Source organism: Emcibacteraceae bacterium (assembly GCA_041396985.1).
GTDB lineage: Bacteria > Pseudomonadota > Alphaproteobacteria > Sphingomonadales > Emcibacteraceae > Pseudemcibacter.
This window is the reverse complement of sequence record JAWKXO010000001.1, coordinates 163733-178601: the sequence shown is the minus strand read 5'-3', so window position 1 is coordinate 178601 and position 14869 is coordinate 163733. Positions and strand designations below refer to the sequence as shown.

Annotated in this window: 14 protein-coding genes; 5 read left to right on the top strand and 9 right to left on the bottom strand. The window is 43.8% G+C overall.

Annotated elements, in window-relative coordinates:
- Positions 1-2 precede the first annotated feature (2 nt).
- Positions 3-932, top strand: coding sequence for a hypothetical protein (locus R3D86_00810; GenBank protein ID MEZ5756740.1), 930 nt, complete (start codon positions 3-5; stop codon positions 930-932).
- Here R3D86_00810 and R3D86_00805 read toward each other — a convergent pair whose 3' ends face one another.
- The 7 genes from R3D86_00805 to R3D86_00775 all read right to left on the bottom strand — a co-directional run bounded on the left by R3D86_00805 (position 933) and on the right by R3D86_00775 (position 9940).
- A complete protein-coding gene (locus R3D86_00805) occupies positions 933-2096 on the bottom strand; it encodes a diaminopropionate ammonia-lyase (GenBank protein MEZ5756739.1) in 1164 nt (387 codons plus the stop codon).
- Between the two features lie 13 nt (positions 2097-2109).
- Positions 2110-2667 carry a DUF924 family protein gene (locus R3D86_00800; protein ID MEZ5756738.1) on the bottom strand — a complete coding sequence of 186 codons (558 nt, stop codon included), beginning with the start codon at positions 2665-2667 and terminating at the stop codon, positions 2110-2112.
- A gap of 104 nt (positions 2668-2771) precedes the next feature.
- Positions 2772-2996, bottom strand: a complete 225-nt coding sequence (locus tag R3D86_00795; GenBank protein MEZ5756737.1) for a hypothetical protein — start codon at positions 2994-2996, stop codon at positions 2772-2774.
- A gap of 199 nt (positions 2997-3195) precedes the next feature.
- Positions 3196-4791, bottom strand: a complete 1596-nt coding sequence (locus tag R3D86_00790; GenBank protein MEZ5756736.1) for an FAD-dependent oxidoreductase — start codon at positions 4789-4791, stop codon at positions 3196-3198.
- An 82-nt stretch (positions 4792-4873) separates the two neighbouring features.
- Positions 4874-6466: a flavin monoamine oxidase family protein gene (locus R3D86_00785; protein MEZ5756735.1), complete on the bottom strand. Its 1593-nt coding sequence runs from the start codon at positions 6464-6466 to the stop codon at positions 4874-4876.
- A gap of 138 nt (positions 6467-6604) precedes the next feature.
- Positions 6605-8209: an FAD-dependent oxidoreductase gene (locus tag R3D86_00780; GenBank protein ID MEZ5756734.1), complete on the bottom strand. Its 1605-nt coding sequence runs from the start codon at positions 8207-8209 to the stop codon at positions 6605-6607.
- Between the two features lie 144 nt (positions 8210-8353).
- On the bottom strand, positions 8354-9940 hold the full coding sequence (locus R3D86_00775; GenBank protein MEZ5756733.1) for a flavin monoamine oxidase family protein: 1587 nt from the start codon (positions 9938-9940) through the stop codon (positions 8354-8356).
- A 180-nt stretch (positions 9941-10120) separates the two neighbouring features.
- Between R3D86_00775 and R3D86_00770 the strand changes: the two genes are divergently transcribed.
- Positions 10121-11197 carry a membrane dipeptidase gene (locus R3D86_00770; protein MEZ5756732.1) on the top strand — a complete coding sequence of 359 codons (1077 nt, stop codon included), beginning with the start codon at positions 10121-10123 and terminating at the stop codon, positions 11195-11197.
- A 23-nt stretch (positions 11198-11220) separates the two neighbouring features.
- On the opposite strand, the gene R3D86_00765 is transcribed toward R3D86_00770, so the two are convergent.
- Positions 11221-11859: a DUF2799 domain-containing protein gene (locus R3D86_00765; protein ID MEZ5756731.1), complete on the bottom strand. Its 639-nt coding sequence runs from the start codon at positions 11857-11859 to the stop codon at positions 11221-11223.
- A gap of 144 nt (positions 11860-12003) precedes the next feature.
- Between R3D86_00765 and R3D86_00760 the strand changes: the two genes are divergently transcribed.
- The 3 genes from R3D86_00760 (at position 12004) to R3D86_00750 (ending at position 13950) form a co-directional block, all read left to right on the top strand.
- Entirely contained in the window at positions 12004-12801 is a 798-nt protein-coding gene (locus R3D86_00760) for a class II glutamine amidotransferase (GenBank protein ID MEZ5756730.1), read from the top strand.
- A 231-nt stretch (positions 12802-13032) separates the two neighbouring features.
- Entirely contained in the window at positions 13033-13281 is a 249-nt protein-coding gene (locus R3D86_00755; protein MEZ5756729.1) for a hypothetical protein, read from the top strand.
- A 99-nt stretch (positions 13282-13380) separates the two neighbouring features.
- A complete protein-coding gene (locus R3D86_00750; protein MEZ5756728.1) occupies positions 13381-13950 on the top strand; it encodes a twin-arginine translocation signal domain-containing protein in 570 nt (189 codons plus the stop codon).
- Between the two features lies 1 nt (position 13951).
- On the opposite strand, the gene R3D86_00745 is transcribed toward R3D86_00750, so the two are convergent.
- A complete protein-coding gene (locus R3D86_00745; protein ID MEZ5756727.1) occupies positions 13952-14842 on the bottom strand; it encodes a LysR family transcriptional regulator in 891 nt (296 codons plus the stop codon).
- Positions 14843-14869 lie beyond the last annotated feature (27 nt).

The window sequence follows — 14869 nt, the reverse complement described above, 5'->3', positions numbered from 1 at the left end:
ATATGCGGTTTTTCTGCACTTTCGTATTTATATTTGCATCTTTTATTTCGGGGTCATTTGCCCAAAGCCATGACGAAGTGGTAAAAGCGGCCTACGCTATGACACAGACACCAAGTGGTCGAGCATTTCGGGAAACCAGATATAATCCGGAAACACAGAAAGAACTCGAAGAAGATCTTGAAATTGCCAAAGCGGCAATGGAAATCGCCCCTGACCGTGAAGACAGTTATGCCTGGCTAGGCCGTCGGTACGGTTATCTGGGAATGCTGCCGGAAGCCATTGAGGTCTTTTCAGCCGGGCTTAAAAAATTCCCGGAAAGCTATAAACTTTACCGCTATCGTGGTCGTCACCTTGCCCGTAATTATCAATGGGATCAGGCCATCAGCGATTATCGCATGGCAGCTAAACTGATCAAAGATCAGCCGGACAGTTACGAGCCAAATGGCATTGCCAATGCACTGGGACTGACCATCAGCACTTTTAAACAGAATATACCCTATTATCTCGCTCAGACAAGTATGGCGACCGGTGATTATGAAACTGTCATCTCCGGCATGGATGAAGCAATAAAAGTACCTGTTCTTTTTGCCTATATGGAAGAACTGATCCCGGTCAGTTTCTGGAAATATATGGCTTATCGGAAAATGGGAAAAGATGATCTGGCCGAGGCGGCAATTGCCGATATTCCCGACACATATACCCTGATTGAAAATGATACATATCATGCGGCGGTGAATTACCTTAAAGGTAAATATTCACGTGAGGAATTTTTAAAAACGGCGGATACAATTGGAAAATATGCTGTCGCCATGAAAGACCATTTTGAAGGCAGAAATAAACAGGCGATCAAGATCTGGAATGAGCTGACCGATGCCGGTCCTCGGGGCTACTGGCCGGCGGAAGCCGAGCTTCTGATGATTTCAAGAAAATAGTCAGTTGCCGCTTATAATTTCATCATAAATTTTCTGATCGGTTGCGCCTTCGGTTCCGAACAGTAAAATCCGTGAATTTTCGCCCAATGCGAGTTCTTTTTTTAGTGTAGGAGCTTTGGCAAGTTCCATCAGCATGGCAACACCGGCAACAGCGCTTTCACCGGCTTCAACCGATGGATCGTCCCCGACGCCAAGTGCCAGCAGACACATGGCAGCTTTCACATTATCATCAGAAATGGAGACAAAATGGTCGGCATTATTTTTTAAAATATCCCAGCCAATGATGGAAACTTCGCCGCAGGAAAGGCCGCCCATCATGGTTTCCTGCTCGATATGGACCATTTTTGGTTCGCCTGCTTTGGCACTCTGGTAAAGACAGTCTGCCGTTTCAGGTTCAACAACGATAAATTTCGGACGTTTGCTGCCCCATATTTTGGCAGCGTGAGCACATATTGCTCCGGCAAGGCCACCAACACCTCCCTGAATAATGATATGGGTGGGGATAGGATTATTTTGAAGTTGGTCTATGATTTCCTGTGTCATAACCGTATAACCGGCCATGACAAATTTGGGAACATATGTGTATCCATCGTAAGAGGTATCGGAAATTATATACCACTGGTTTTCAATGGCATCCCTTTTAACTTTCAGCAGACTGTCATCATAATTGCCTTCAACCCAGACCACTTTAGCCCCAAGCAATTCAACAGCGATCGCACGACTTTCGCTAACGCCTTTGTGCATATAAATAACGCAATTAATTCCACATTTCTGCGCACCCCAGGCAACTGAACGGCCGTGATTTCCGTCAGTCGCTGTGGCGACAGTAAAATTTTTAAGGTGATCTGCATATTTCCCGCTTAATATATCGGTCTCACTGATATTATTTTCTTTCAGAACCATAGAAAGATGTTCTTTTAGAACACGGACAACGGCATAGGCACCACCTAGCGCTTTGAAGCTTTTAAGGCTAAAACGCTGACTTTCATCTTTATAATAAATTGTTCCGACACCAAGTTCACTTGCCAGTCCATTCAGACGATGCAAGGGTGAGGGGACGTAACCAGGCCAGTTTTTTATGCTTTGGTAAGCCTCTTCAAACAATTTTGGATTTAATATATTATCTGTGTTTTGATAATTTGGACTATTTTTAAAATGACGCATTATTAATGTGATCCTAAAATGAACTGTTCGGTTCTTTCAGGAATTCTTCCTCTGCTTTTTTCATGCGTCTCCCCAAAATTTTATTTCTGTGCGGATAGCGGCCAAAACGATCAATGATCGCTTTATGTTTTAATTCAAATTCATAGTAATTTTCCATGCCTTCCGCACTAAATAATAGCTCAGCGGATTTGTGGATTTCCGGACTTTCACTATGCATCAGCGGCATATAGAGAAATGCCCGTTGATCTATGGTGAGTTCCTTGTCAAAACCCTTGTCAACGGCGACCTGTGAAAGGCATACGGCGAGGGGGTCGGTGGCAAAAGCCTGCTTTTTATCCCTGAACATATTGCGGGGGAACTGATCAAGTATGATAATTTCCGCGAGGGAGGAAAGTGGTTTATAGCGCCAGTCGACAAGTTCTCCAAGGGCTGCTTTTTTATATATTTCATAAAAACGTGATTTGACATCGCGGTCGAATGCGACGTCTTTTTTCCACCATTTCTCAGGACTTATTTCATGAAACCAGAAGTCAATGACCTGCGCAGATGTTATCGTTTTCTTTTTCACCATTACCTAACCCTTTTCCCGGGATAGTACTATAAATCTGCAAAAAGAAACAACAGTTAATAAATAGTTAATAAAAGATTAATTTTTAAGCAATCGGGAAGAAGCTATCAAAGTTTTCTTTTTCTGTTTTTATGGCGCATATAATAGCCCATATACGCTATAATAACACCAATCAGTGCCGGAACAACGGCAAGCAGGGTGATAAAAATGCTCGTTGAAGATTGCATTGTAGGCGCCGTAAAATAAGAAATACTAATCCCGGTAAACACCATAAATATAGTAATACCCAGATAAAATATAAAATTGGCAATCTGCGGTGATTTGTTGAGCATTATAGGGTATTCCTCCTTAAAAAATGCACTGACCAACAAAATAAACTCAGATGATAACAAAATGTTGTTACCAATTCGTAAAAATTGGCAATCATCAAATAATGGGCGATTTTTGTTTAAATTAAAGAAAAAAGCTTTTCCCCCAAATTTATGATGAGGGAAAAGCCTTGCTTAATAGATAATTCGATGACTTTTAGTATTAGTCTTTTGCAACACGTTTATCGAGATCGGATATGGAATTCCATGCGGACTCAATTGCGGCAAACATCCAGCCCATATGGATTGGTGCCATGCCATTACCGGAAAAGAGCACACGTTTTTCGCCTTTCATCAGGGCAGGCATTTTTGTTTCAATGTTGCGACGTGACCATTGTACCCATCCTGAAAGATTATACTTTTGTTTGTGCCAGGCCATGGAAATGCCTTTGCCGTTGAAATATTTACGGAAGCGGCCGGGGTGGATCAGTTCACCAATTTCAAGGCCGCGTTCAATCCTTTCCGCGCTTGATCGGTTGCCAAGCTTGATCGCGCCGCCACGGTGCGCATAGGAGGTAAGTAAGACTCCAGTTTTACCATTGAATAATTCAGAGGACGGGTAACTGATATTGCCGCTTTCATCAATATCATTGACAGTAATGCCGCCATAAATATCTTCCTGGGTTTCCCAGAAACGCTCTGAAAACTGAAGCCCCAGTTTCACAACTGGTGCAGAAGCAGGCGCTGTCAGGCCATCTATAACATCCTGACTGAAATCGGTTTTGATTTTGTTTAGCAGCGGGAAGGGCAGGCATGATATGGCATAATCGCCTTTAAAAGTTTTCATTTTTCCGCTTTTTGTGTCCATTACGGTCACTGTGACATCACTGTCTGACTGAGAAATTTCGGTAATTTCGCAGTTAAAATTGAAAACTTTTTTCGGGATTGCCCGTTCCATGGCGCGGGCGATCTGATCCATGCCACCAACAGGCTGGAACAGGGCAGGGGTATGCTCTGAATCAGCTTCTCTCGATCCAAGTTTCATTTTTAGAAGCTCGGTAAGTTTGAACGGATCTGCCAGTTTACCCATATCTGTACCAACGGTTGGCATTCTGTCCCATCCGCGGGTAACATTTGCATGATAGTCCAGTTCTTTTCTGTCAATAAGCCCGGTTGAGCGTAAATATTCAAGCAGTGCTTCCTGATCTTCAGTTGTGATCTTTTCTTCCAGTGTGCCGCCAGAAATACATTTGGCAAGAAGTTCCTGAACATATCCCATACGGTCAGCATCAACTTCGCGCTGGCGTATTGGAACGCCGGTCAACGGTCCTTCACCCTGACTTTGATAATAATAGGCATCGAATGATTTATTTATGAAAGGCTCCAACGCCACTCCTAGCTTCCGACAATAATATAGGGTCGAATGATGGGTTGGTGGAATACGCCATGGGCCAACATTAAGATACTGATTATTTTCAAAGTCACAAACCTGCCTATCGCCACCGACATCTTCAATCACGGTTCCCTTGCGGGCAGACATACAGCGACCACCAGCCGTTGGCTTTGCTTCAAGTATCTGAACTTCATATCCTTTTTCACGAAGCTCCATGGCGCAAACCATGCCGGATAAACCGGCGCCAAGGATTAATATTTTTTTGCCTTTTCCTTCTGTGGATAATTTTGGCGGGGCCATCATGGTTGAGGCCATGGCCATATTCCATCCGGCAAGTGTCGTCATCATTGCGGCCGTGCCGCTGATTAATCCCATGGAAGTTAAAAAGTCACGTTTTGTGAATTCATTTTTATTTTCGTCAGTCATTGTTATGTCCCGAATATGTTAATTACTGATTTTATCCTTTGAATGAAAAATGCCCCTGATTTTGTCAGGGGCATCTATTTTTTTATGATTTTGCAACTCTCTGATCGAGGTCAGCCATTGTGAACCAGGCACCTTCTATTGCGCCTGCTTGCCAGCCATCCAGGATAGGGGAAAGTCCATTTCCTGAGAATAGAACTCTTCTTTCACCTTTAAGAATTGTTGGAAGTTTTTGTTCACGGCCCCGTTTGGACCAGTTTACCCAGCCACCAAGTGAGTATTTTTCTTTATGCCACGCCATTGACATCGCTTTGCCGTTATAATGCTTTCTATAAAAGCCTGGGTGAACTTTTTCACCGGCATCAAGCGCTTTTTCAATCCGCTCTGCATTCGACAGGTTGGAATTGGCAACAGCCATAGCCGAGAATTCATAATCGGATAGCAGAACACCGCCATGGGGACTGTGAAGATCATTTGAAGGATAGCTGATGATGCGGTTTCCGGGAATGTCTGTCTGGGTAACGCCACCATAAATCATTTCATCCTTTTCCCAGAAACGACGGTCAAACTGAAGACCGATTTTATAGGCAGGTGAACTGCGCGGGCTTTTCAGCGCATCGACCATTTCGGCACTGAAATCATTGTTGATTTGATTTAGGACGCCAAACGGAATTGTTGAAACGCAGTAATCGCAATTGCTGACACTTTCCTTGCCCGATTTTGTATCGAAGTAGCTGATTTGTGCGCCATTTTCGGTTTGGGCAATATTGGTCACTTCCTTGTTAAATTTCACCATACCTCGGGGTAGGGCTTTATACATGGCCTTGGCAATCATATCCATCCCGCCTTTGGGTTGGAACATCACGGCCGGGTGGTCAGCCGTATCCCAGCGTGCACCCAGTGAAATATCCAGTAAATCGGAAAAATTATAAACATCTGAAAGAACACCGAAATTCATGCCTGCGCCGGGATAGCTTGAAAATCCACGGGCGCGGCCAGCGGCATAATTTAGCTGATCGCGGTCAATAAGTCCTGTTGATTTTAAATACTCCAGCAGCTTATCCCGGTCTTCTGCGGTCATTTTATCGTCAAGTGAACCATCAGATGCACATTTTGCCAGAAGTTCATAAACATTACCCGCACGGTCAACTTCAGCATGACGGGCGCGAATACGCTTTCCATTAAGGGGACCTTTGGCATTTTCTGAATATATATAGGTCTGAGCGCTTTGATTTATCATAGGCTGAAGTTCAACACCCAGCGTATGACAATAATAAAGGGTTGAATGATGTTCCTGGGCAATACGCCATGGGCCATGGTTCAGATACTGACCATTTTCATAGGTACAGTCCTGGCGTTCGCCTCCGATTTCATGAATGAAAGTCCCTTTTCGGGATGACTGGCAGCGACCGCCGGCAAAAGAGCGGGCTTCCAGAATTTCAACATTATATCCTTTTTTGCTGAGTTCAATACCAAGAACCATTCCGGCTAATCCGGCCCCAAGAACTGTAATTTTTGTCCCTTTGCCTTCTGTTGACATTTTTGGTGGCTCAGTCATGTCTGATGCCAGTGCCTTGTCAAAACCGCCAAGTGCAGTAATAACGGCAGCTGACCCGCCAATCATTCCTAGTGCCTGAAGAAAGTCACGCTTACTAAGACTATTTATAGTATCGGTCATTATATACCCCGTATTAAATTAAAAAAATAAATATGTAATATTATTACATCCAAAATTATTGCATTAACAAGGCATATTTTTGCCTTTTTCGAAATTATTTTTAAAAACGACAATTTTGACCGGTCTTTTTACATCGGTTTACATTTGCGCTACGCGTTTATCAAACTCGGCTAACATATACCATGCCCCTTCAATAGCCCCTGTCATCCAGGCACTGTGATAGGGTGAAATACCGCCTCCAGAGAAAAGCATGCGCTTTTCACCTTTTACAATAATCGGAATATATTTATTGCGCAGTCTGACGCTCCGGTAACTTGAAGCACCGCCAAGGGCATATTTATCCTTATGCCAGGCTTTTGATATTGCGTTGCCATTATAATATTTCCTGAATTTACCAGGATGCAGCTTTTCGCCGCAGGCCAGTGTATGTTCAATTCTTTCCGCAATTGTGTGATTGGAAAGTTCAACACTTCCACCACCAAATTTATAGTTTGCCAACATCACATCGCCCTGTTTGCCAAACAGATTGGATGATGGATAACTGGTCTGGTAATGACCTTCCATATCGGAGAAGGATGAGCCTCCATATATCATTTCATCTTCTTCCCAGAAGCGTCTGGTAAACTGAAGACCAATTTTATAGGCGGGCGAGCTGGTTGCCGATTTAAGGGCATCTTTAATGTCAGCACTAAAGTTATTTTCAATGCTGCTTAATACAGAAAATGGAATTGTTGAAATGACATAATCCGATTTGACTGTTTTTTGCCTGCCCGATTTGGTGTCCATATAAGTGATTTCAACATTATCATCAGAATGAACAATATTTGTCACTTCGGCATTATAGGTTATGCTGCCGCGCTTAACGGCCTTTGCCATGGCCATGGGAATCTGGTCCATGCCACCGGCGGCCTGGAAAACCACAGCCGGATGATCGGCGGTCGGCCAACGAGTTTCAATGTTGAATTTAAGCACATCCAAAAAATCAAATGGTTCGGATAATTTCCCGGCGTCCAATGCAGTACCGGGATATTCCGCATAGCCACGGGCACGGTTTGCACGATATTCATAGGTTTTATTATCCAGAAGACCGGTATTCGCCAGATATTCCAGAAGTCTTTCTTTATCTTCCGCATTAAAAGTTTCATCCAATGCGCCGTTTGTTGCTGCTTTTGCCAAAAGTTCTGAAACATTACCGGCGCGGTCAACATCAATTTCAACCTGACGAATGCGTTTTCCCTTAAGGGGACCATCAATATTTTCACTATAATAATATGCCTGAACACATTTATTGATCATTGGCTCCAATTTAACATCAAGGGCCTGGCAATAATAAATGACCGCACGGTGCTCAGCCGGAATACGCCATGGTCCGATATTCAGATATTGATTATTTTCAAAATTACAGACCTGTGTTTCGCCGCCCACTTCTTCAATGACCTTGCCCTTGCGGGCTGACTGGCAGCGACCGCCTGGATGATCGCGGGCTTCAATTATTTCGCACTTATAGCCTTTTTTGGTCAGCTCCAATGCTGTCACCAGACCAGACAGGCCGGCGCCCAATATTATGACTTTTTTGCCATTTCCTTCATTGGCGAGCTTTGGGGGCTCTTCCATTGTCGATGCATGTACCATATCCAGTCCCTGCATTGCCGTATAAAGTGCTGCAGAACCGCCAATTAGTCCTAATTTATATAAAAAATCCCGTTTGCTGATACCAGCAAACTCGTTTAACTGATCGCTCATTGTCTCTCCCTTTTAACAAGTCCCAATTTTTTGGGTATTTTTCTCGTTAGTTAAGAAGCGTTCATAACATAAACGATATAATATAACAATAAAAAAACCCCGCAGCTATGCAGGGTTTTGTTCAAATATTTGTGATAATGATTTTTAGCCCATTCCCACACGCTTATCAAGTTCGGAAATGGTAAGCCATGCCCCCTCTATAGCGCCAGCCATCCAGCCCGACAGTCTTGGGCAAATGCAGTCACCGGCAAAGAGGACGCGTTTTTCACCTTTTAGTATGGTGGGAAGCTTTTTAACGCTGTCGCCCCGCCAGCTTGACCAGCCGGACTTGTTATATTTTTCATCCTGCCAGACGATACCGGCTGCTTTGCCGTTAAAATTGCTTCTATATTTGCCCGGATGAACTTTTTCACCGATGCCTAGCGCATATTCGATTTTCTGGTCCATATTCATTTTACTGAAATCATCAGAGCGTCCGCCAAACAAATAGGACGCAAGCAATACGCCGCCATTTGGTCCATGCATATCTGCGGCAGGGTAAGCAATACTGCCAGCCATACTGGTGGAGGAATTACCGCCATAAATCATATCTTCTGTTTCCCAGAACCGTGTTTTCATCTGGAGTCCAAATTTGGCAACATGACTTGGGTCCGGCGTTTTCATGGCATCAATCATGGCCGGGCTAAAGTCATTGTCAATTTCAGTAATGACGGCAAAGGGGATTGTCGAAATACAATAATCCGCTTTTGCGGTTTGTTCGCGGCCAGATTTCGTATCTTTATAACTAATGGTCACTCCATCGTCACTCTGGGCAATTTTGGTGACTTCTTTATTCAGCTTAATTGTGCCGCGCGGTAATGCGTCACGTAATGCGAAGGCGATCTGATCCATACCACCGACAGCTTGGAACATTACCGCCGGATGATCGGATGTGAGTTCACCCATTTCCATATTCAGTTTGAGCAGATCGCTAAACGGATAGGGGTCTGATAGTTTGCCGTAATTTTCACCTGCCCCGGGATAGGAAGAATAACCTCGGATGCTGTTTGCCTGATATTCAAAAGTTTCCCTGTTGATCAGGCCTGTGCCTTTTAAATATTCCAGAAGCTTTTCCACATCTTCCTTATTCATTTTATCGTCAAGTGCACCGCCCATGGCACATTTTGCCAAAAGCTCAGCAACATTACCCAGTCTGTCGGCCCGTGCGTGAATTCTTCTTACGCGTTTTCCTTTAAGCGGACCATCAATATCTTCTGAATAGATATAGCTTTGGCTGCTATAATTGATCATGACTTCAAGCGGCACGCCAAGCGAGCGGGCATAATAAAGTGTAGAATGATGCTGTCCGGGAATTCGCCATGCGCCGCGGTTCAGATATTGACCATGTTCAAATTCGCAAGTATGCGTGGTACCATCAGCGTGGGTTGTTTTGGTGCCTTTTCGTTCGCATGAATCGCGCCCGCCAACAAAATCACGTGCTTCAAGGATTTCGACATTATAACCTTTTTTGCCAAGTTCAAGGGCAGCAACCATTCCGGATAATCCGGCCCCGAGAATGACGATATTTTTGCCTTTTCCTCCCGTTGACAGCATCGGTGGCTCTGTCATGTCAGAGGCAAAGCTATGTTCAAATCCGCTCAGTGCGGTCATAACAGCTGCAGAGCCGCCAACCATACCAAGGGTATGCAGAAAATCACGCTTTGTAATTTGTTTATTATTCTGGTTTGTCATTTTGTATGCTCCACGTCTAATGTTTAACTAGCCTGAAGTCCCGTTCTATTTTTTATTATTAAAATAACATAATAATTAAGGGGCTAAATGTGTCAAATAAATATTGATATTGCACTTGTAATATTCTTAAATCCCCTGCTATGATCAGGCATAAAAAAATAAATCATTAAGGGAGAGACAATGATTGACAGACGTAAATTTTTAGCTGGCGCGGCAGCGTTGCCACTGGCAGCTTCATTACCAAATTTTGCTAACGCTGAAGCCAAGGGAACTCCCTGGAACGGAAAATCATTCATTTTCGATGCTATGGGTGAACTTCGTGAAGTATATGAAGACAGTCTGGTGCAGGAAATTCTGGATAGTGGTATTCGCTCTATTTGCGTAACCCTTGCTGACCCGAAATATCAGGAGGATGTGGCTTATAATCTGACAATGGATCAGCTTTTATATTATAACCGTTTTCTGGACAGCAAACCGGAATTTTACATGCGCACGACAACTGTTGCCGATATTGCAAAAGCACGCAAGCAGAATAAAATTGCCGTCTTTTATCTGACACAGAATTCAACCCATTTCAGACGCAATCTCGATAATGTGGATGTATTTTATAACCTTGGTTTAAGATCCAGCCAGATTACCTATAATTACCAAAACTGGGCCGGGGCCGGTTGCAAGGAAATTAATGGCTCGGGCTTAACCACATTTGGTCATGAGCTGGTCGAAAAAATGAATGATATCGGCATGCTGATTGACACAAGTCATTCCAATGAGGCAACAACGCTGGACACAATTGAGGCTTCTAAAGAGCCGATCATTATTTCGCACACCTGCTGTAAGGATCTTTTCGAACATGAACGCAATATGCCGGACAGTATATTACGCAGACTGGCAGAGAAAGGCGGACTTGCCGGGATTACACAGATGCGCACCTTTATGACCCATGACCAGAATACGGAAGTTTATTACGATAATATCATGCATGCAGTTGATGTTTGCGGCATTGACCATGTCTGTATCGGCTCTGACCGTGATTATCGCCGTCTGGTTATGACCGAGGAATATATTGAGGAGCTCAAACGTGAAGAGGGTGCCCAATTTGTTGCCAGTGATTGGCCGCTATATTTTGAAGACCTGAACGGGCCAAGACGAATGGAAGTGATCTGGGACGGACTAAAACGTCGCGGGCTAAGCGAAGGTCAGCTTGAAAAAATTATGGGTCTTAATGTTCTTCGGCTTTATGAAGAAGTCATCGGCTAAATAATTTTTATAAATAAACAGACTTATATAGCCCCCTGATATCGGGGGGCTATACTTTCGCGGTAGGCATCAAGATCATATTGAGCGGCACCGAGCTCTGCCGTAAGCTGGGGTATTCTTTCTTTTAGCTCACCGGATTTTTCAGCTTTTTTCTTAATTGCAAGCGCTGTATCAATGCGTTCCTGATTGCTCATATCAGTGGTGGCGAGACTGAGTGTATCTGCGGTAATCTGATCCTCTAACGATTTAAGCTGCGCCTGGGCGGATGTCAGTTGCCGGTTAACGTCATTGACATGAATTTGCCGGTCCCGAAGACCAAGACCATCCTGGTAGGCATTAACAAAGGCCGCTTCAAGATTTGACGGGCAGACATTTTCATAGCGGACACCGCGATTACCGAGATCAAATCCACGTCTTGGCTGACAATAAGTCTGAAGCCCTTCATTGCGGCCATACAAATAGGCGTCGAGATCAGGAGAAACACCATATTCAGCGCAAATTTCCCGGCGTTTGGAAAGCCATTGCTCACTTCGGCCCATATTACCGTCTTCATAACCGATGGTGCGCCAGTCAGCAACGACACACTGGTTTTCATTCATCATTTTTGAACAGCCGCCAAGCACAAGAAAGGCGGGAATGACAAAGGCGAGCGTTTTTTTCATATTTTTCTCCGATCTACGGGTATTTTTACAGATGTCGGGTTAAAAATAGGTAAAATATAGAAGGAACTGTATTTAATGGCGTCTTTAGAGATTCTTTAAGCTTTTAGGGTATTCTGTCCCTCTTATTTTAAGAGGACAAAATGAATGTGCCGTTTTTTTGGGTATAAGGGGAACCCCGTAAGGATTGCGGATTTGCTGATTAAATCCGACAATTCACTGATCGTTCAATCCATCGATGCCAAAGAAAGTGTTAAACCGGTCAACGGAGACGGCTTCGGGCTTGGCTGGTATCCGGAACATAATGACCCTGAACCGGGTGTTTTTACGAGCATTGAACCGGCCTGGAGCAATCGTAATTTAAGAAGGCTTTCTGAAAAACTGGTTTCTCACTGCTTTTTTGCTCATGTCAGGGATGCGACCATTGGCATGCCTGTTACGGAACTGAACTGTCATCCGTTTCGTTATGGCAATTATCTCTGGATGCATAACGGTATGATTGACAGTTTCAAACTGATCAGGCGCTATTTGATGCGGGATTTATCTGACGAAGCCTATAACCTGATAGAGGGTAATACGGATTCCGAATTCAGCTTTGCTTACTTTATGAACCAGATCGGACTTAAAAAAGGGCTGTCCGGTGAAGACCTGGCCGCCAATATGATTGAGATGGTTGATAAATTAAGATCGGCACTAGCCCATCTTGAAATTACCGGACCCTCCATGCTTAATTTTGCTTTGACAGACGGCGAAAATGTCATCCTCACCCGGGCAACCGCGACGGCGGACCGTGAAGCACCAACCCTATATTATTCAAAAATCGGTGACGCCGTGATTTTTGCCAGTGAACCGCTGACCAAAGTGCGTCAGGACTGGGAAAAACTTCCAACCAACTCCGTGCTGACGATTGATAAAAAGAACAGTCTGGAAATTTTACAGATTTAAGGGCCATTTAATGGTCTAATATTAAGTCAGTTTATGTATGATCAATGCTCTTGCTGGCATGGTTTTTCCTGAAAATCATATGCTGAAATTGCAAATTGCGATGAAGTGAATTTTTTCTGCGATAAACGGTCGCCGGGCTCACTTGTGGCGAACCGTATTATGGTTATCTGAAACACATGGCGGTAATTAAACCACCAAATTTATTTAACGATGTAGAAAAAGGAAAAGAAGATGACTTTGACAATACCATACAGCTTTATGGACTTAATGAAATTTTATGGAAAAGTGCCAGCTGCCGTTCAGGAGCAAAATAGCTTCATGAATGAAATTGAAACCGGCTTCCAGACATTTATGGATTTTGTCGAAGAAACCACAGATGATTATGACTTTATCAAACTGGTTCAGGATAAGGGCATAAACGTCGCATCAATAAAAGATCCTGCCAATGATAATGAGCCGGAGTTTCGTAAAGCTTCATAATGCGCATGTGGTAACATCATTGTTACCACATGTCTCCCATGTGATATGATAAGATCGCACGAATAATTAGCGTGAAATTTCAGCCAAGGGAGATTATAAGTGAAAGACGATTTTACCAGACGAAAATTTATTCAAAAGACGGGACTGGCCGTCGCAGGGGCAGGAACAGCAATGGCAATAGCCGGTGGAAATAAAACTGATAAAGCACAGGCCGCACAAATGACTATGGCCGGGACGGATGGCAAGGCACCGGATGCAGTCGCCTTTGGTAAATCATTAAGCGGTGTCGGTTTTAGTTTATTGGTCAGTGATGTTCCGGCAGGTGTAGAATTTGCCAAAAAAATCCTGCAGGCGGATGCCATGTATGCTGATGATGGTTTTGCTATTATGCGTCATGATAGCAATGTCTGGATGCTCCATGCGGATGGGACCTATCACAGCAATCCGATGCTTGGTCTTGTTGAAGGACAGGATGGTCGCGGCCGTGGTGTTGAACTCAGGATATATGACCAGGACCCGGATATCGCGGAAGCAAGTGCCCGTGAATTTGGCTATAAAGTGCTTTATGAAAGCAAAAACAAACCCCATGGTTTAAGGGAATGTTATATCCTTGATCCTGACGGATTTTGCTGGGTGCTTAGCCGCCATCTTGAAGACGGTGAAAATTAATCTAGCAATAAGCTTCTTTTAACGTTGATATAAACGCTTTAAGGGCCGGACTTATCCATTTATCTTTATGGGTAATGATCTGTAGTTTTATTTGATCGTCAAATTTCTGATCCAGATTAACCCGGCTAAGGGCGCCGCAGGCAATATCCGCCTGACAGGCGATCTTTGGCAAAAAGGAAAGCCCCATATTACTGATGACACACTGTTTAATGGCTTCGGTATTTTCAAACCACATATTGGGCATAATTTTATGGCCGCGTTTTAACATTTCGCGTGTGAAAATATCCCGATATCCGCAGGTTGGCTCAGTCAGGATAAAATTCTCATCCTTTAAATCCTCCAGACTGACACGCTGCCCATCTGCAAGCGGATGATGATTGTTACAGACGACGATAATTTCTTCTGCTCTTAAAACCTCAACATTAAAATCATTCTGGTCAAACTCTTCCTCTAGCACAATCATCAGGTCTATTGACCCGCTGCGCAGTTCTTTGAAGGCGCGCTGGGTACTATAATGGGCACGAAGCCTGAAATTGACCCGCGGGTTTTCTGCCTTGAAATTGGTGAGCAATTTTGGCAAATGGTGAACACATATGGTATTTGGGGCATGGATGTTGAGCTCTCCTGATATTTCGCCGTCCCCTTTAAGGCTGGTGATAAATTCATCTTCAATCCTCATGAAACGATTGGCATATTCCAGAACATTTCTGCCTTCGTCTGTCAGCACCACTTTTTTACCCAGTCGGTCAAATAACGTGAGCCTCAGTTCATTTTCAAGTGACCTAATTTGTGCCGAAACTGTCGATTGGGCGAAGTTGAGTTCCGCCGCGGTTTTTGAAAAATTGAGACTTTTTGCCAGGTGACGAAAGGTGTTAAGTTGTTTTGTATCCATGATAAATTCCATTAATCGGATAATACG